General features: G+C 69.9%; 20 protein-coding genes. All 20 read left to right on the forward strand.

Going from position 1 to position 15,279, the window contains the following annotated elements:
• Nucleotides 1-162: 162 nt before the first annotated feature.
• On the forward strand, nucleotides 163-1,356 hold the full coding sequence (tuf, locus tag RM779_RS13265) for an elongation factor Tu (RefSeq protein ID WP_311617890.1): 1,194 nt from the start codon (nucleotides 163-165) through the stop codon (nucleotides 1,354-1,356).
• Nucleotides 1,357-1,553: 197 nt separating this feature from the next.
• A complete protein-coding gene (locus RM779_RS13270) occupies nucleotides 1,554-1,949 on the forward strand; it encodes a DUF485 domain-containing protein (RefSeq protein WP_311617891.1) in 396 nt (131 codons plus the stop codon).
• On the forward strand, nucleotides 1,946-3,649 hold the full coding sequence (locus tag RM779_RS13275) for a solute symporter family protein (RefSeq protein WP_311617892.1): 1,704 nt from the start codon (nucleotides 1,946-1,948) through the stop codon (nucleotides 3,647-3,649). The genes RM779_RS13270 and RM779_RS13275 overlap by 4 nt, the downstream gene beginning before the upstream one ends.
• A gap of 204 nt (nucleotides 3,650-3,853) precedes the next feature.
• Nucleotides 3,854-4,516, forward strand: coding sequence for an NAD(P)-dependent oxidoreductase (locus RM779_RS13280; protein WP_311617893.1), 663 nt, complete (start codon nucleotides 3,854-3,856; stop codon nucleotides 4,514-4,516).
• A 165-nt stretch (nucleotides 4,517-4,681) separates the two neighbouring features.
• Complete coding sequence (locus tag RM779_RS13285; protein ID WP_311617894.1) at nucleotides 4,682-5,749, forward strand: DUF5954 family protein; 1,068 nt, start codon at nucleotides 4,682-4,684, stop codon at nucleotides 5,747-5,749.
• Nucleotides 5,750-5,847: 98 nt separating this feature from the next.
• A complete protein-coding gene (locus tag RM779_RS13290) occupies nucleotides 5,848-6,930 on the forward strand; it encodes a sensor histidine kinase (RefSeq protein WP_311617895.1) in 1,083 nt (360 codons plus the stop codon).
• Nucleotides 6,927-7,688: a LytR/AlgR family response regulator transcription factor gene (locus RM779_RS13295; protein ID WP_311617896.1), complete on the forward strand. Its 762-nt coding sequence runs from the start codon at nucleotides 6,927-6,929 to the stop codon at nucleotides 7,686-7,688. The genes RM779_RS13290 and RM779_RS13295 overlap by 4 nt, the downstream gene beginning before the upstream one ends.
• The gene (locus RM779_RS13300) at nucleotides 7,685-8,050 is read left to right on the forward strand and encodes a hypothetical protein (protein ID WP_143659477.1); all 366 of its coding nucleotides are present in this window, start codon (nucleotides 7,685-7,687) and stop codon (nucleotides 8,048-8,050) included. Before RM779_RS13295 ends, RM779_RS13300 begins: the two co-directional genes overlap by 4 nt.
• Nucleotides 8,047-9,522, forward strand: coding sequence for a sodium/solute symporter (locus RM779_RS13305; RefSeq protein WP_311617897.1), 1,476 nt, complete (start codon nucleotides 8,047-8,049; stop codon nucleotides 9,520-9,522). The genes RM779_RS13300 and RM779_RS13305 overlap by 4 nt, the downstream gene beginning before the upstream one ends.
• Before the next feature lie 413 nt (nucleotides 9,523-9,935).
• Nucleotides 9,936-10,244, forward strand: a complete 309-nt coding sequence (gene rpsJ / locus RM779_RS13310; protein ID WP_016473429.1) for a 30S ribosomal protein S10 — start codon at nucleotides 9,936-9,938, stop codon at nucleotides 10,242-10,244.
• 16 nt (nucleotides 10,245-10,260) lie between these two features.
• Nucleotides 10,261-10,905 carry a 50S ribosomal protein L3 gene (gene rplC, locus RM779_RS13315; RefSeq protein WP_077059554.1) on the forward strand — a complete coding sequence of 215 codons (645 nt, stop codon included), beginning with the start codon at nucleotides 10,261-10,263 and terminating at the stop codon, nucleotides 10,903-10,905.
• Between the two features lie 7 nt (nucleotides 10,906-10,912).
• On the forward strand, nucleotides 10,913-11,581 hold the full coding sequence (gene rplD / locus RM779_RS13320; protein WP_077059553.1) for a 50S ribosomal protein L4: 669 nt from the start codon (nucleotides 10,913-10,915) through the stop codon (nucleotides 11,579-11,581).
• The gene (gene rplW / locus RM779_RS13325; RefSeq protein ID WP_077059552.1) at nucleotides 11,581-11,916 is read left to right on the forward strand and encodes a 50S ribosomal protein L23; all 336 of its coding nucleotides are present in this window, start codon (nucleotides 11,581-11,583) and stop codon (nucleotides 11,914-11,916) included. Before rplD ends, rplW begins: the two co-directional genes overlap by 1 nt.
• A 41-nt stretch (nucleotides 11,917-11,957) precedes the next feature.
• A complete protein-coding gene (gene rplB / locus RM779_RS13330) occupies nucleotides 11,958-12,794 on the forward strand; it encodes a 50S ribosomal protein L2 (RefSeq protein WP_077059551.1) in 837 nt (278 codons plus the stop codon).
• Nucleotides 12,795-12,806: 12 nt separating this feature from the next.
• A complete protein-coding gene (gene rpsS, locus RM779_RS13335) occupies nucleotides 12,807-13,088 on the forward strand; it encodes a 30S ribosomal protein S19 (RefSeq protein WP_077059550.1) in 282 nt (93 codons plus the stop codon).
• Nucleotides 13,089-13,128: 40 nt separating this feature from the next.
• Nucleotides 13,129-13,476, forward strand: coding sequence for a 50S ribosomal protein L22 (rplV, locus tag RM779_RS13340; protein WP_077059549.1), 348 nt, complete (start codon nucleotides 13,129-13,131; stop codon nucleotides 13,474-13,476).
• A complete protein-coding gene (gene rpsC / locus RM779_RS13345) occupies nucleotides 13,476-14,324 on the forward strand; it encodes a 30S ribosomal protein S3 (RefSeq protein ID WP_311617898.1) in 849 nt (282 codons plus the stop codon). Before rplV ends, rpsC begins: the two co-directional genes overlap by 1 nt.
• A 4-nt stretch (nucleotides 14,325-14,328) precedes the next feature.
• Entirely contained in the window at nucleotides 14,329-14,748 is a 420-nt protein-coding gene (gene rplP / locus RM779_RS13350) for a 50S ribosomal protein L16 (RefSeq protein WP_077059547.1), read from the forward strand.
• The gene (gene rpmC / locus RM779_RS13355) at nucleotides 14,748-14,993 is read left to right on the forward strand and encodes a 50S ribosomal protein L29 (RefSeq protein WP_311617899.1); all 246 of its coding nucleotides are present in this window, start codon (nucleotides 14,748-14,750) and stop codon (nucleotides 14,991-14,993) included. The genes rplP and rpmC overlap by 1 nt, the downstream gene beginning before the upstream one ends.
• Nucleotides 14,993-15,277, forward strand: a complete 285-nt coding sequence (gene rpsQ, locus RM779_RS13360; protein ID WP_086158587.1) for a 30S ribosomal protein S17 — start codon at nucleotides 14,993-14,995, stop codon at nucleotides 15,275-15,277. The genes rpmC and rpsQ overlap by 1 nt, the downstream gene beginning before the upstream one ends.
• The last annotated feature ends 2 nt before the right edge of the window (nucleotides 15,278-15,279 follow it).

Consider the following 15,279-nt stretch of genomic DNA (forward strand, 5'->3'; position numbering starts at 1 on the left):
GCTGGAGCAACGGGCATTCGGGGGCATTGCGCCCCCGATGCCCAGCCCTTTAGCGAAGCGGTCAAGGGCGTCCCCTCGGGGTCCTGACCGGTTCGGTCGACCATCTGAAAACCTCCCGCAAGTTGCGGGGGGCGTACAGCACCAGTCCACAGGAGGACCCCAGTGGCGAAGGCGAAGTTCGAGCGGACTAAGCCGCACGTCAACATTGGCACCATCGGTCATATCGACCACGGCAAGACGACGCTTACCGCGGCGATCACCAAGGTGCTGCACGACGCATACCCGGACCTGAACGAGACGTTCGCGTTCGAGAACATCGACAAGGCTCCCGAAGAGCGACAGCGCGGTATCACCATCTCCATCGCGCATGTCGAGTACCAGACGGAGAACCGGCACTACGCTCACGTCGACTGCCCGGGCCACGCGGACTACATCAAGAACATGATCACCGGTGCCGCCCAGATGGACGGCGCCATCCTGGTGGTCGCCGCCACCGACGGCCCGATGCCGCAGACCAAGGAGCACGTGCTCCTGGCCCGCCAGGTGGGTGTGCCGTACATCGTTGTCGCCCTCAACAAGGCCGACATGGTGGACGACGAGGAGATCATGGAGCTCGTCGAGCTCGAGGTCCGTGAGCTGCTCACCGAGTACGAGTTCCCGGGCGATGACGTTCCGGTCGTGAAGGTCTCCGCGCTGAAGGCGCTGGAGGGCGACCCGGAGTGGGCCAAGACCGTGCTTGAGCTGATGAAGGCCGTCGACGAGGCGATCCCGCAGCCGGAGCGCGACATCGACAAGCCCTTCCTGATGCCGATCGAGGACGTTTTCACGATCACCGGCCGCGGCACCGTGGTGACCGGCCGTATCGAGCGTGGTGTCCTCAAGGTCAACGAGACCGTCGACATCATCGGCATCAAGGAAGAGAAGTCCACGACGACCGTCACGGGCATCGAGATGTTCCGCAAGCTGCTGGACGAGGGCCGCGCCGGTGAGAACGTCGGTCTGCTGCTCCGCGGCATCAAGCGCGAGGACGTCGAGCGCGGCCAGGTCATCATCAAGCCCGGTTCGGTCACTCCGCACACCGAGTTCGAGGCGACCGCGTACATCCTGTCGAAGGACGAGGGTGGCCGTCACACCCCCTTCTTCAACAACTACCGCCCGCAGTTCTACTTCAGGACGACGGACGTGACCGGCGTGGTGCACCTCCCCGAGGGCACCGAGATGGTCATGCCCGGCGACAACACCGACATGCGCGTCGAGCTGATCCAGCCCGTCGCCATGGAGGAAGGCCTGAAGTTCGCCATCCGCGAGGGTGGCCGTACGGTGGGCGCCGGCCAGGTCACCAAGATCGTCAAGTGAGCTGACCAGCAGGAACGCACACGGGCCCCGGTCCGCGGATTCTTCCGCGTGCCGGGGCCCGTTGCCGTGCCGGTGCTGCTGGCCGTCCGCTCGGCGCGGATATCGACCGTTCGGCGAGTGAACCCGTCTGCGTGGTGACCGGGGTCTGTGACCCTCCTTACATTTCCCGGAGCACAGCAACCAGACAGGAGCCGGTGATGTCGACGACGCATTCCCGCCCCGGGCCCGAAGGGCCCCCGCCCGACGGCGACTTGGAGAGCCGTTCGGTCACCATGCACGACGATCCGCGCTTCGCCGAGCTGCGGAGGCGGCTGCTGCGGTTCGTGGTGCCGGCCAGCCTCACCTTCCTCGCCTGGTACCTGCTGTACGTGCTGATGTCCGCCTACGCCGACGGCGTGATGTCCACGAAGGTCGTGGGCAGCGCGAACGTGGCGCTGTTCTTCGGCCTCATGCAGTTCGTGACGACCTTCGGCATCGCCGTCCTGTACTCGCGGTACGCCAACCGCCGTTTCGACCCGCTCGCCGACGAGCTGCGTGACGAACTGGAGGGCGGCCCGACCGTTCCCGGCGCGCGGAAGGGTGAGGACTCATGATCACGCTGGCCGAGGAAAGCACCAACCAGGAACGGCTGATCACCGTCATCCTGTTCGCCGCGCTCATCGCGCTGACGCTGGGCGTCACGGTCTGGGCGAGCCGCCAGACCAAGTCGGCCACGGACTTCCACTCCGGCGGCCGCGGCTTCACCGGCATCCAGAACGGGTTCGCGATCGGCGGCGACTACATGTCGGCCGCCTCGTTCCTCGGCATCGCGGGAACGATCGCCCTGTTCGGCTACGACGGCTTCCTGTACTCGATCGGCTTCCTGGTGGCCTGGCTGGTGGCGCTGCTGCTGGTCGCGGAGCTGCTGCGGAACTCCGGCCGCTTCACCATGGCCGACGTCGTGTCCTACCGGATGCGGCAGCGCCCGGTGCGTACCGCGGCCTCGGTCTCGACGCTGACGGTGTCCGTCTTCTACCTGCTGGCGCAGATGGTGGGCGCGGGCGCGCTGGTGGCGCTGCTGCTGGGCATCGAGGAGGGCCAGACCTACCTCGGGATGAGCGCCGACACCGCGAAGATCGTCGGCATCGTGGTGGTCGGCATCCTGATGGTGACGTACGTGTCGTTCGGCGGCATGACCGGCACCACGTGGGTGCAGATCATCAAGGCCGTGATGCTCATGGGCGGCGCCCTGCTCGTCACGCTGCTGGTGCTGTCGATGTACGACTTCAACTTCGGCTCGCTGATGAACGACGCGGCGGCGGCGAGCGGCCGCGGCGACGCGTTCCTCGAACCAGGACAGCGTTACGGCGTCGAAGTCGCGGGCGACGCCTGGCAGACCATGGTCAACAAGCTGGATCTGATCAGCCTCGGCCTGGCGCTGGTGCTCGGCACGGCCGGCCTGCCGCACATCCTGATCCGCTTCTACACCGTGCCGGACTCCAAGACCGCGCGGAAGTCCGTGAACTGGGCCATCGGCATCATCGGCACCTTCTACCTGCTGACCCTGGTGCTGGGCTTCGGTGCCGCCGCCCTGGTCGGGCACGAGGCCATCACGGAACAGAACTCCGCGGGCAACACCGCGGCCCCGCAACTCGCGGAGGCCGTCGGCGACCACTTCGGCGGCGACTTCTGGGGCGCGGTGATGCTCGCCTTCATCGCCGCCGTCGCGTTCGCCACGATCCTGTCCACGGTGGCCGGGCTGACGATCGCCTCCTCGTCCTCGCTCGCGCACGACTTCTACAACAGCGTGCTGCGCAAGGGGAAGGCGAGCGAACGCGAGGAAGTGCGGGTGGCGCGGTTCGCCGCGATCGGCGTCGGCGCGGTGTCGATCGTCCTGGCCGTCTTCGCCCAGGACCTGAACGTGGCCTTCCTGGTCGCGCTGGCCTTCGCGATCGCCGCCTCCGCGAACCTGCCGACGATCCTGCTCAGCCTGTTCTGGCGGCGGTTCAACACCACGGGTGCGGTGGCCGGCATCTACGGCGGGCTGATCACCTCGGTGGGCCTGGTGTTCTTCTCGCCCGTCGTCTCCGGCAAGGGAGTGGACGCCGAGGGGAACAACCTGTCGCTGTTCCCCGAGAGCGTCGACTTCCAGTGGTTCCCGCTGGAGAACCCCGGGCTCGTGTCCATCCCGGTCGGCCTGCTCTGCGCGATCATCGGCACGCTGATGTCGAAGGAGAGCGACGACGAGCGGTTCGCCAGGCTCCAGGTCCGCGCGCTCACCGGCGCCGGCGCGGAGCGCGCCTCCAGCCACTGAGGCGGCTTCCCGTGGGGCCGCCGTCCGCCGGGAATCCCCGCCCGGCTCCCGCCCGGGGCCCCGAGCTTCCCCTCTCGGGGCCCCGGGCACTGCCGTGCCCCGGCCACATCGCTCCCCGCCCCGCGCGGCGCCGCCGCGAAGGCGATGCGCCGGTGGCACCCTGGCGTTGGTCAGCCGGTACCGCAGCGCACAGGGGAGCACCACATGGCCAGGATCGCGATTTTCGGGGCGAACGGCGCCATCGGCCACCGCATCGTCAGCGAGGCGCTCGACCGCGGGCACGACGTGGCCGCCGTGGTCAGGGACCCGGGATCGATCACCAGAACGCATCGCGGGCTGACCGTGCTCACCGGCGACGTGCTCGACCCGGCCTCGGTCAGCGCGGTGGCCGGCGGCCGCGATGTGCTGATCAGCGCGGTCGGTGGCGGCGACGGGCCGGGGCACGAGGCGCTGATCGGTCCTTCCGCCCGGTCGCTGGTGGCCGGGCTGCACGCGCTCGGCGCGGCGGCGCCGCGGCTGATCATGGTCGGCGGCGCGGGCTCGTTGCGCACCCCGGACGGCAGCCGGGTCCTGGACGCGCCGGGACTGCCGGACGAGGTCCGCCAGATCATGCACGCGCACAGCGACGCGCTGGAGTATCTGCGGTGCGAAGCCGGGGAGTTGCGCTGGACGAGCCTCAGCCCCGCGGCCGTGATCGAGCCCGGTCGGCGCACCGGTGCCTACCGCACGGGCCTGGACGAGCTGGTCACCGACGCCGAGGGCGTCAGCCGGATCTCCACGGAGGACTACGCGGCGGCGCTCGTCGACGAGGTGGAGGACGCCCGCCATATCGGCGAGCGCTTCACGGTCGGCTATGAGCGGAGTTGACGCCGGGTGGGCCACGGGCTGCCAGGACCGCTCCGCGGCCGTTCACTCGTTCCGGTGGTGAAAAGGCGCGTGAAACCGTGAACGCGGGGGCAAGTTAGCCCCTCCAAAGAGGGGACTTTGTGTAATCGACTGACCGCGCACCGGTGGTGAGGTCACACTGAGCACATGAAGGATCACCGGAACAGCCCACCGCGCCATCTGACGTTCCGGGTGACCCGTCGGGACGATCCGGTCTCGGAGGTCACCGAGCAGGACACCATCGAGGCCGCCGAGCGGTATCCGCACATCGTCATCAGGGGCCCGGTCTTCGGGTTCGCCGAGCAGCGCCGCGAGGACGGACCCGTCTGGCGGCTGCTGAACGACGTGGCGGACGGATTCGCGCAGCACTCGCGCGACGGGCTGAATTCCCATCTGTGGTTCAAGGCCAAGGACAAGACCCGGCCCGGCGATCCGCTGCGCGAGCAACTGCTCGACGCCGTCGCCGTGCTGGAGACCGAGGCGGTGGACGAGGTGCGGGTGGGCGACACCAGGTACCGGATCGTGCGAGGTGACGAGTTCGCCCGCATCGGGCCGGACGGCATCGAGGGCCCGCGGCCCACCGACCCGGACGAGCCCGGCCGCGACCTCGCCGAGCGCCACCGCCGGGGCGCGGTCAGCCGCACCGAGGGTTTCGTCATCGACCACGCGAGCCCGACCGGCGTCATGGAGAGCATCCAGCGCATGGAGCTGCTGCCGCTGCACTACGAGGCGAAGCGGATTCCCAAGGACGTGCGCGACGACTCGCGCCGGGCGCTGACCACGCATCCGGGACTGGTGCTGCTGCCCGCGACGTTCACGTTCGCCGAGCGGAAGACGCGGTCGTGGGAGCCGATGGCGACGCTCCAGTCCACCCCGCAGGAGGCGCGCGCCACGCTGTACAACTATCTGGCCGAGTTCCTGCCCAAGCTGGAGCAGGGCATCTCCGCGGAGGAGGCCGGGCGCTACGTCCGCGCCGCGGAGCGGTACCGCTGCGGGCCGCCCGCCGACGAGTTGCACGTGCTCGGGCGGCGCTTCCGCATCATCCGCGTCGAACGGCTCATGCGGATCGGCCCGGACGGGCCGGAGCCGCCGCGTCCGAGCGACGAGGACCCCTATGGCCCGATGCAGCTGCACCCGCCGCTCGCGGAGGTGGAGGAGCGCGAACGGGAGCGGGAGCGGTGGCGCGGGCACGAGGCGGGCCGCGCCGCGCCCTGACCCGCGCCGCGCCCTGACCCGCGCCGCGCCCTGACCCGGAGCCGGCCGCCGTCGCCCGGGGCTTACTCGGTCAGGCCTCGCTCGGCTAGGTTCGGGCCATGCTGGACCGGATGCGTCGGGAGCGGCCGGACGAGGCCAATACCGCGAGGGTGCTGACCGTCGTGCAGAAGATCGATGCCGATCTCCAGGACGGGCTCGGCGGCCGCGGCGCCGCCTCTGCCGCCCGGCGGCTGCGGCGCCTGCTCGGGGCGGAGACCGTGGTGCTCGCCGGTCTCGACGGGCCGCCGGTGGCCGTGGCGGGCCCCGGGCCACAGGAGGAGGAGCTGGCCGGGCTGCTGGCCCAGGCCTACGAGCAGGCCACGACCGCGCACCGGCCGCCGTGGACGGCCGTGCCGCTGATCGTCGCGGGCGAGCTGTCCGGCGCGCTCGCGGTGCGCGGGGGCGCGGACGCGGAGCTGAGCGCGGTCGCGGCGCTGGTCGCCCGTTCCCTGGACCACGCGGCGCTGCGCCGGGCCAGGAGCCGCATCGCCCAGGCCGATCTCCGCACGCTCAGGGCGCAGATCTCCCCGCACTTCCTGCACAACGCGCTGGCCGTCATCGGCGCCCGCATCAGGACCGATCCCGACCGGGCCCGTACCTTGCTGAACGACTTCGCCGACTATCTGCGCTACAGCTTCTCCACCCAGGGGGACTACGCCACCGTCGCCGACGAGCTCCAGGCCGTGCAGACCTACCTGGAGCTCCAGCGGGCCCGGTTCGACGACCGGATGGAGCTGACCGTGCGGATGGCGCCCGAGGTGCTGCCCGTCGCCATCCCCTTCCTGGTCATCCAGCCGATCGTGGAGAATGCCGTACGGCACGGCCTCGAACCCAAGCCGGGGCCTGGCTCCATCAGCGTCTCCGGCTTCGGGGAGGGGCCGCTGTGCGTGATCGAGGTGGAGGACGACGGCGTCGGCATGGACCCCGCCCTCGCCCGGGCCGTGCTCGCCGGCGAACGCCCGCGGAAGGCCGGCGCCGCCCCCGACGGCGGGCGGAACGGCGTGGGGATCGCCAACGTCGACCAGCGGCTGCGCACCGTGTACGGCTCCGAATACGGTCTGGTGATCGAGACCGCGCCGGGCAGCGGCACGAAGGTCGTCGTGCGGGTGCCGCGTTTCATGCGAGGAGTGGTCGCGAATTGAAGAGTCAGCTGCGGGCCCTCGTCGTCGAGGACGAGGCATCCACCCGCCACGAACTGGTCGCGATGCTCGGCGCCCTGCCGGAGATCGGCGCGGTCGGCGAGGCGGACGGCGGCGAGGCCGCCGTCCGGCTGCTGGGAACGGAGACCTACGACGCGGTCTTCCTCGACATCTCCATGCCGGGACTCGACGGCATGGAGGTCGCCCGCGTTCTCAGCATGCTCTCGGCGCCGCCCGCCATCGTCTTCGTCACCGCCTCCGAACACCACGCGGTCGAGGCGTTCGGCATCGGCGCGGCCGACTACCTGCTCAAGCCGGTCAGGCCGGAACGGCTGGCCGAGGCGGTCGGCCGCGTCGGAGTCCTGCGCCGGCCCGCGCCGACCGCGGCGCGGGACGAGCCCGCGGACGAACTGTCGGTGGTGCAGATCGAGACCGGGCGGCACACCGTCTTCGTGCACCGCGACGACATCCAGTTCGCCGAGGCGCACGGCGACTACGTGCGGCTGCACACCGCGGAGGGCTCGCACCTGATCCGCCTGTCGCTGACCTACCTGGAGGAGGTCTGGACCGCGGCCGGGTTCGTCCGGGCCCACCGCGGCTACCTGGTCGCCGTCCGCTGGGTCAGGGACCTGCGGGTCAGCAGCTCCTCGGGGCTGCTGGCCTGTACCCCCGCGGGCGACGTCCCGGTCAGCCGCCGCCACTCCCGAGCCCTGAAGGAACGGTTGCTCGCGGCCGTCAAGGACGAGACGAGCCGAAGATGAGCGGGGCCCCGCGCCGGGTGCGGGTGACCAGCCCGCAGACGCGGATCGCGCTGTCGCGCAGGCACCGGCCCGCGCAGCACCTGCTGCCGCTGCCCGTGCCCGGCTCCGAAGGCGACGAGGAACTGGCCGCGGCCCGCGCCCTCTTCCACCGGCAGCGGCGGCTCGCCGCCAGGACGCTGGGCGCGCTCGGACTGCTGCTGTTCGGGCTCAGCGGCCTGCTGGGCGGCCTCACGGTGCTCGGCCGGGTCACGGCCTGGGGCTTCCCCGTGTCCTGGCTGCTGCTGATGGGCGCCAGCTACCCGCTGCTGCTCGTCATCGCCGTGCTGCACGTGCGCGCCGCGGAACGGATCGAGCGCGAATGACCGGACTCATGGCGATCGGGCTGCTGTTCGCCGCGAGCATGGCGATCGGCGTCTACGGCGTGCGGGCCACCCGGCTGACCACACCGGACTTCCTCGTCGCCTCCCGCCGCGTCGCGCCCGGCTGGAACGCCATGGCCATCGCGGGCGAGTACGTGTCCGCGGCCTCGGTGCTCGGCCTCGCCGGGCTGATGCTGAAGAACGGCATCGGCTCGCTGTGGTACGCCGTAGGGTTCACCGCGGGCTACGTCGCCGTCGCCGCCCTGGTCGCCGGGCCGATGCGGCGCTCCGGCGCGTACACCGTGCCGGACTTCGCCGACTACCGGCTGGGCTCGCAGACCATACGCAAGCTCTGCGCGGTCATCGTGCTGGTGATCATGTGGCTGTACCTGGTACCGCAGTTCAAGGGCGCGGGCGTGGTGCTGCACCTCGTCAGCGGCACGCCGTACTGGGTCGGAGTCGTCCTGGCGGGTCTGGTGGTGACCGCGTCGATCGCGGCGGGCGGCATGCGTTCGGCCACCTACGTGCAGGGTTTCCACTACGTGGTGAAGCTGCTGTTCATCGCGGTGCCCGCGATCTTCCTGATCGTGCACGCCGGTGACGACGCGCGCCAGGAGGCCCTGCGGATGGACGTGTCGGAGTGGAGCCGCCCGCTGCTCGACCTGGAGGGCTCGGGCCAGCCGCTGCTCGCGACCTGGTCCGTGCTGCTGGCGACGACGCTGGGCGCGGTGGGCCTGCCGCACGTCATCATGCGCTTCCACACCAGCGCGACGGCCGCGGTGGCGCGCCGGGTCGCGGTCGGCGTGATCGTGCTGCTCGGCGTCTTCTACCTCTTCCCCGCGGTCTACGGGCTGCTTGGCCGGGTGTTCACGCCCGGCCTGGTGCGGGGCGGTGACACGGACACCGTGACGGTGGTGCTGCCGGGCGAGATCGTGCCGGGCGGCTGGGGGTCGGTGCTGACCGCGATCGTGGCCGCGGGGGCGTTCGCCGCGTTCCTCTCCACCTCGTCCGGGCTGCTGATGGCGCTGGCCGGGGGCCTTTCGCACGACCTGTCGCGGGCGAGCGTGCCGCGGCTGCGGCTCGCGGTGGCGGCGGGCGCGCTGGTCGCGGTGCTGCTCTCGCTGCCCGCGCGCAGCGTGGACATCAACGTGGCGGTGGGCTGGGCGTTCGCGGTGGCCGCCTCGACGTTCTGCCCGCTGCTCGTGCTCGGCATCTGGTGGCGCGGGCTGACGCGGGCCGGTGCGGCGGCCGGCCTCGCCGCCGGCGTCCTCTCGGCAACGGGTGCGGCGCTCGCCTCGGTGCTGACCGATCCGGGGCCCGGCTGGCTGGTGGTGCTGCTCGCGCAGCCCGCGGCCTGGACGGTGCCCCTTGCGTTCATGGTGATGATCGTGGTATCGCTGCTCGGCCGTCCACCGGAGTGGGCGGAGCGCGCGGTGCTGCGGCTGCACGCCCCCGGGCCCGCCGCGGCCGAGTAGCCGCAAGGCCGTCGGCCCCGGCCGGGCCCCGGCGTCCGATTGGCATGGGTGGCGGCCCATATGGCACACTGACCAGGTTGCTCGGTTGAGAGCCGATGCCGCGCGCCTCCCGCCGGGAGGACCGGAAGCGAGTCCCACTGTATTCGTCACCCCATATATGCCCTGGTCACAGCGGCAGAGGTGGAAATACCGGGATCTTCCGGGAAGCGTTGGCGGGGTATCGACCAGGCGCCCGGTGGAAGTTCTCCCCCCACTCCTCGCAGAGGAAACCTCCTCCAGCCTGTTGGCTGGGAGGTGCCCCAGCGGCGAACTCTGGGAACGAGTGCGACACACCCGACCGCGTGGGTCGGAGCGAGGGGAGGTGCGGCCCCGGGTTCCAGAGCGTTGACGAGAGACAGGACTACGAAGTAGCCATGGCGGGACAGAAGATCCGCATTCGGCTCAAGGCCTACGACCACGAGGTCATCGACAACTCGGCGAAGAAGATCGTCGAGACGGTGACCCGCACGGGTGCGTCGGTCGCGGGCCCGGTGCCGCTGCCCACTGAGAAGAATGTGTACTGCGTCATCAAGTCGCCGCACAAGTACAAGGACTCGCGCGAGCACTTCGAGATGCGCACGCACAAGCGGCTGATCGACATTCTCGACCCGACCCCCAAGACCGTTGACTCGCTGATGCGCCTGGACCTGCCGGCCGGCGTCGACATCGAGATCAAGCTCTGAGAGGCGCGGAAGAGAGATGACCAAGCAGATCAAGGGCGTCCTGGGCGAAAAGCTCGGCATGACCCAGGTCTGGGACGACAGCAACCGCATCGTTCCCGTGACCGTGGTCAAGGCCGGGCCCTGTGTCGTCACCCAGGTCCGCACCAACGACAGGGACGGCTACGAGTCCGTCCAGATCGCGTTCGGCGAGATCGACCCGCGCAAGGTGAACAAGCCCCTCAAGGGCCACTTCGCCAAGGCCGACGTCACTCCCCGCCGTCACCTGGTGGAGATCCGCACCGGGGACGCCGCCGAATACACCCTCGGCCAGGAAGTCACCGCCGAGGTGTTCGAGTCCGGCGTCCGGGTCGACGTGACCGGCACCAGCAAGGGCAAGGGCACCGCCGGTGTCATGAAGCGCCACGGCTTCCACGGCCTCGGCGCCTCGCACGGCACCCAGCGCAAGCACCGTTCGCCCGGCTCCATCGGCGGCTGCGCCACCCCGGGCCGCGTGTTCAAGGGCGTGCGCATGGCCGGCCGCATGGGCAACGAGCGCGTCACCACCCAGAACCTGACCGTCCACGCCGTTGACGCGGAGAAGGGCCTGCTGCTCATCAAGGGCGCGGTGCCCGGCCCCAACGGCGGCCTCGTCCTGGTCCGCACCGCGGCCAAGGGGGCCTGATCCCATCATGAGCACCGTTGACATCCTTTCGCCGGCCGGCGAGAAGACCGGGACCGTCGAGCTCCCCGCGGAGATCTTCGACGCCCGGGTCAGCATCCCGCTGATCCACCAGGTCGTCGTCGCCCAGCTGGCGGCCGCCCGCCAGGGCACGCACAAGACCAAGACCCGTGGCGAGGTCCGCGGCGGCGGCAAGAAGCCGTACCGCCAGAAGGGCACCGGCCGCGCCCGCCAGGGCTCCGTCCGCGCACCGCAGTTCGCCGGCGGTGGCGTCGTGCACGGCCCCGTGCCGCGCGACTACTCGCAGCGGACCCCGAAGAAGATGAAGGCCGCCGCGCTGCGCGGTGCCCTCACCGACCGGGCCAGGCACAACCGCATCCACGTCGTCACCGGCGTCGTGGACGGGGACATCTCCACCAAGGCCGCCAAGTCCCTGCTGGGCAAGATCAGCGACCGCAAGAAGGTGCTGCTCGTCGCGGAGCGTTCCGACGAGACCGCGTGGCTCTCGGCCCGCAACCTGCCCCGGGTCCACCTGCTCGACCCGGGCCAGCTCAACACCTACGACGTGCTGGACTCAGACGACGTCGTGTTCACCAAGGCCGCCTTCGAGCGCTTCGTGGCCGGCCGCAGTGCCGACAAGGTCGCGTTCGACAAGCAGCCCGAAGGGAGTGACGCCTGATGACTGACGCCACCGTCACCGACATCTCGAGCAAGCACTTCCCGGACCCGCACGACATCCTGATCAAGCCCGTGGTGTCCGAGAAGAGCTACGCGCTCCTCGACGAGAACAAGTACACGTTCATCGTCGACCCGCGCGCCAACAAGACCCAGATCAAGCAGGCCGTCCAGGCGGTCTTCTCGGTCAAGGTCACCTCGGTCCACACCATCAACCGGCAGGGCAAGCGCAAGCGCACCCGGACCGGCTTCGGCAGGCGTGCGAGCACCAAGCGCGCCATCGTGACCCTCGCCGAGGGCGAAAGCATCGACATCTTCGGCGGGCCGGTCGCCTCCTGACGGGAGCACCGGTCCGTCCGATACCGGACGAGGACTAAGAAATGGGAATCCGCAAGTACAAGCCGACGACTCCGGGCCGTCGAGGCGCCAGCGTCGCCGACTTCGTCGAGGTCACGCGGTCCACGCCGGAGAAGTCGCTGGTCCGCCCCCTGCACAGCAAGGGTGGCCGGGACAACGCCGGTCGCGTAGCCGTCCGCCACCAGGGCGGTGGCCACAAGCGCGCCTACCGTGTGATCGACTTCCGTCGGCATGACAAGGACGGTGTGCCCGCCAAGGTCGCGCACATCGAGTACGACCCGAACCGCACGGCCCGCATCGCGCTGCTGCACTACGCGGACGGCGAGAAGCGCTACATCATCGCGCCGGCGCACCTGAAGCAGGGCGACCGCGTGGAGAACGGTGCCGGCGCCGACATCAAGCCCGGCAACAACCTGCCGCTGCGCAACATTCCGGTGGGTACCGTCATCCACGCGATCGAGCTCCAGCCCGGCGGCGGCGCGAAGTTCGCCCGTTCCGCCGGTGCCTCGGTGCAGCTGCTCGCCAAGGAGGGCCGCATGGCCCACCTGCGCATGCCCTCCGGTGAGATCCGGCTGGTCGACGTGCGCTGCCGCGCCACGGTCGGCGAGGTCGGCAACGCCGAGCAGTCGAACATCAACTGGGGCAAGGCCGGCCGGATGCGCTGGAAGGGCGTCCGGCCCAGCGTCCGCGGCGTCGTGATGAACCCTGTCGACCACCCGCACGGTGGTGGCGAGGGCAGGACCTCGGGTGGCCGCCACCCGGTCTCGCCCTGGGGCAAGAAGGAAGGCCGTACGCGCTCGCCCAAGAAGGCAAGCAACAAGTACATCGTCCGCCGCCGCAAGACGAACAAGAAGCGCTAGGAGCAGGCCCGGATGCCGCGCAGTCTCAAGAAGGGACCCTTCGTCGACGACCACCTGATCAAGAAGGTGGACACGCAGAACGAAGCCGGTACCAAAAACGTCATCAAGACCTGGTCGCGCCGCTCGATGATCGTCCCGGCGATGCTGGGCCACACCATCGCGGTGCACGACGGCCGCAAGCACGTCCCGGTGTTCATCAACGAGTCGATGGTCGGCCACAAGCTCGGCGAGTTCGCGCCGACCCGCACCTTCCGCGGCCACGTGAAGGACGACCGCAAGTCGCGGCGGCGCTGAGCGGGGTGTGCAGATCATGACCGACACTGAAGGGACAACCATGGAAGCCAGGGCTATCGCGCGGTACATCCGCGTCACGCCCATGAAGGCCCGCCGTGTGGTGGACCTCATCCGTGGCATGAACGCCACGGAGGCTCAGGCGGTCCTGCGTTTCGCCCCGCAGGCCGCCAGTGTTCCGGTGGGCAAGGTGCTGGACAGCGCCATCGCCAACGCGGCGCACAACTACAACCACACGGACGTCGACGACCTCTACATCAAGGAGGCGTACGTCGACGAGGGCCCGACCCTGAAGCGGTTCCGGCCGCGTGCCCAGGGCCGCGCCTACCGGATCCGTAAGCGGACCAGCCATATCACGGTGGTCGTCAGCAGCAAGGAAGGGACCCGGTAATGGGCCAGAAGGTAAACCCGCACGGGTTCCGTCTCGGCGTCACGACCGACTTCAAGTCGCGCTGGTACGCCGACAAGCTGTACAAGGATTACGTCAAGGAAGACGTCGCGATCCGCCGCATGCTCACCCAGGGCATGGAGCGCGCCGGTATCTCCAAGGTGGAGATCGAGCGCACCCGCGACCGCGTCCGCGTCGACGTCCACACCGCCCGGCCGGGCATCGTCATCGGCCGCCGCGGCGCGGAGGCCGACCGGCTGCGCGGCAACCTGGAGAAGCTGACCGGCAAGCAGATCCAGTTCAACATCCTCGAGGTCAAGAACCCCGAGCTGGACGCCCAGCTGGTGGCCCAGGCGGTCGCCGAGCAGCTGTCCTCCCGCGTCTCGTTCCGGCGTGCCATGCGCAAGTCGATGCAGAGCACGATGAAGGCGGGCGCCAAGGGCATCAAGATCCAGTGCGGCGGCCGTCTCGGCGGCGCCGAGATGTCCCGTTCCGAGTTTTACCGCGAGGGCCGGGTGCCGCTGCACACGCTGCGCGCCAACGTGGACTACGGGTTCTTCGAGGCCCGCACCACCTTCGGCCGCATCGGTGTCAAGGTCTGGATCTACAAGGGCGACGTCAAGAACATCGCCGAGGTCCGTGCCGAGAACGCCGCGGCCCGTGCGGGCAACCGCCCCGCGCGCGGTGGTGGCGCCGGCGGCGACCGCCCGGCCCGTGGTGGCCGTGGCGAGCGCGGCGGCCGCGGACGCAGGCCGCAGCAGGGCGGCGGACAGCCCGCCGAGGCTCAGAAGGCCGAGGCTCCCGCCGCTGCCGCTCCGGCCGCCGAGAGCACGTCGGGAACGGAGAGCTGAGACCATGCTGATCCCTCGCAAGGTCAAGTACCGCAAGCAGCACCACCCCAAGCGCAAGGGTGCTGCCAAGGGCGGCACCGAGGTCGCCTTCGGTGAGTACGGCATCCAGGCCGTCACCGGCGCCTACGTGACGAACCGGCAGATCGAGGCCGCACGTATCTCGATGACCCGGCACATCAAGCGTGGCGGCAAGGTGTGGATCAACATTTACCCGGACCGTCCGCTGACCAAGAAGCCCGCCGAGACCCGCATGGGTTCCGGTAAGGGCTCGCCCGAGTGGTGGGTGGCGAACGTCAAGCCGGGGCGCGTGATGTTCGAGCTGTCCTACCCGAACGAGAAGATCGCTCGTGAGGCGCTGATCCGCGCCGCGCACAAGCTCCCGATGAAGTGCCGGATCGTCCGGCGCGAGGCAGGTGAGGCGTGATGGCTGCCGGTACCAAGCCCGCCGAGCTGCGGGAGCTGAACAACGAGGAGATCGTTGTGAAGCTGCGCGAGGCGAAGGAGGAGCTGTTCAGGCTCCGGTTCCAGGCGGCGACCGGCCAGCTGGAGAACAACAGCCGGCTGAAGGCCGTCCGTAAGGACATCGCCCGGATCTACACCGTCATGCAGGAGCGTGCGCTCGGCATTGAGACGGTGGAGCCCGTCGCCGAGGCGGTGGAGAACGCCTGATGAGTGAGAAGACTGTGACTGAGACGACGACTGAGCGCGGCCGGCGGAAGACCCGCGAGGGTCTGGTCGTCAGCGACAAGATGGACAAGACCGTCGTTGTCGCTGTCGAGGACCGGGTCAAGCACGCCCTGTACGGCAAGATCATCCGCCGCACGAGCAAGCTCAAGGCGCACGACGAGCAGAATGCCGCCGGCGTCGGTGACCGCGTTCTTCTGATGGAGACCCGTCCGCTGTCCGCGACCAAGCGCTGGCGCGTCGTGGAGATTCTGGAGAAGGCGAAGTAACC

The sequence above is a fragment of the Streptomyces johnsoniae genome (genome assembly GCF_031845565.1).
Lineage (GTDB): Bacteria > Actinomycetota > Actinomycetes > Streptomycetales > Streptomycetaceae > Streptomyces > Streptomyces johnsoniae.

What these genes read in the sequence shown, in the direction of transcription:
- rpsC (WP_311617898.1), top strand. Translation starts at nt 13,476, where the DNA reads ATGGGCCAGAAGGTAAACCCGCACGGGTTCCGTCTCGGCGTCACGACC.
- rpmC (WP_311617899.1), top strand. Translation starts at nt 14,748, where the DNA reads ATGGCTGCCGGTACCAAGCCCGCCGAGCTGCGGGAGCTGAACAACGAG.
- rplV (WP_077059549.1), top strand. Translation starts at nt 13,129, where the DNA reads ATGGAAGCCAGGGCTATCGCGCGGTACATCCGCGTCACGCCCATGAAG.
- rpsS (WP_077059550.1), top strand. Translation starts at nt 12,807, where the DNA reads ATGCCGCGCAGTCTCAAGAAGGGACCCTTCGTCGACGACCACCTGATC.
- RM779_RS13305 (WP_311617897.1), top strand. Translation starts at nt 8,047, where the DNA reads ATGACCGGACTCATGGCGATCGGGCTGCTGTTCGCCGCGAGCATGGCG.
- rplW (WP_077059552.1), top strand. Translation starts at nt 11,581, where the DNA reads ATGACTGACGCCACCGTCACCGACATCTCGAGCAAGCACTTCCCGGAC.
- rplD (WP_077059553.1), top strand. Translation starts at nt 10,913, where the DNA reads ATGAGCACCGTTGACATCCTTTCGCCGGCCGGCGAGAAGACCGGGACC.
- rpsJ (WP_016473429.1), top strand. Translation starts at nt 9,936, where the DNA reads ATGGCGGGACAGAAGATCCGCATTCGGCTCAAGGCCTACGACCACGAG.
- RM779_RS13285 (WP_311617894.1), top strand. Translation starts at nt 4,682, where the DNA reads ATGAAGGATCACCGGAACAGCCCACCGCGCCATCTGACGTTCCGGGTG.
- RM779_RS13280 (WP_311617893.1), top strand. Translation starts at nt 3,854, where the DNA reads ATGGCCAGGATCGCGATTTTCGGGGCGAACGGCGCCATCGGCCACCGC.
- rplC (WP_077059554.1), top strand. Translation starts at nt 10,261, where the DNA reads ATGACCAAGCAGATCAAGGGCGTCCTGGGCGAAAAGCTCGGCATGACC.
- RM779_RS13300 (WP_143659477.1), top strand. Translation starts at nt 7,685, where the DNA reads ATGAGCGGGGCCCCGCGCCGGGTGCGGGTGACCAGCCCGCAGACGCGG.
- RM779_RS13290 (WP_311617895.1), top strand. Translation starts at nt 5,848, where the DNA reads ATGCTGGACCGGATGCGTCGGGAGCGGCCGGACGAGGCCAATACCGCG.
- RM779_RS13270 (WP_311617891.1), top strand. Translation starts at nt 1,554, where the DNA reads ATGTCGACGACGCATTCCCGCCCCGGGCCCGAAGGGCCCCCGCCCGAC.
- RM779_RS13275 (WP_311617892.1), top strand. Translation starts at nt 1,946, where the DNA reads ATGATCACGCTGGCCGAGGAAAGCACCAACCAGGAACGGCTGATCACC.
- rplP (WP_077059547.1), top strand. Translation starts at nt 14,329, where the DNA reads ATGCTGATCCCTCGCAAGGTCAAGTACCGCAAGCAGCACCACCCCAAG.
- rpsQ (WP_086158587.1), top strand. Translation starts at nt 14,993, where the DNA reads ATGAGTGAGAAGACTGTGACTGAGACGACGACTGAGCGCGGCCGGCGG.
- rplB (WP_077059551.1), top strand. Translation starts at nt 11,958, where the DNA reads ATGGGAATCCGCAAGTACAAGCCGACGACTCCGGGCCGTCGAGGCGCC.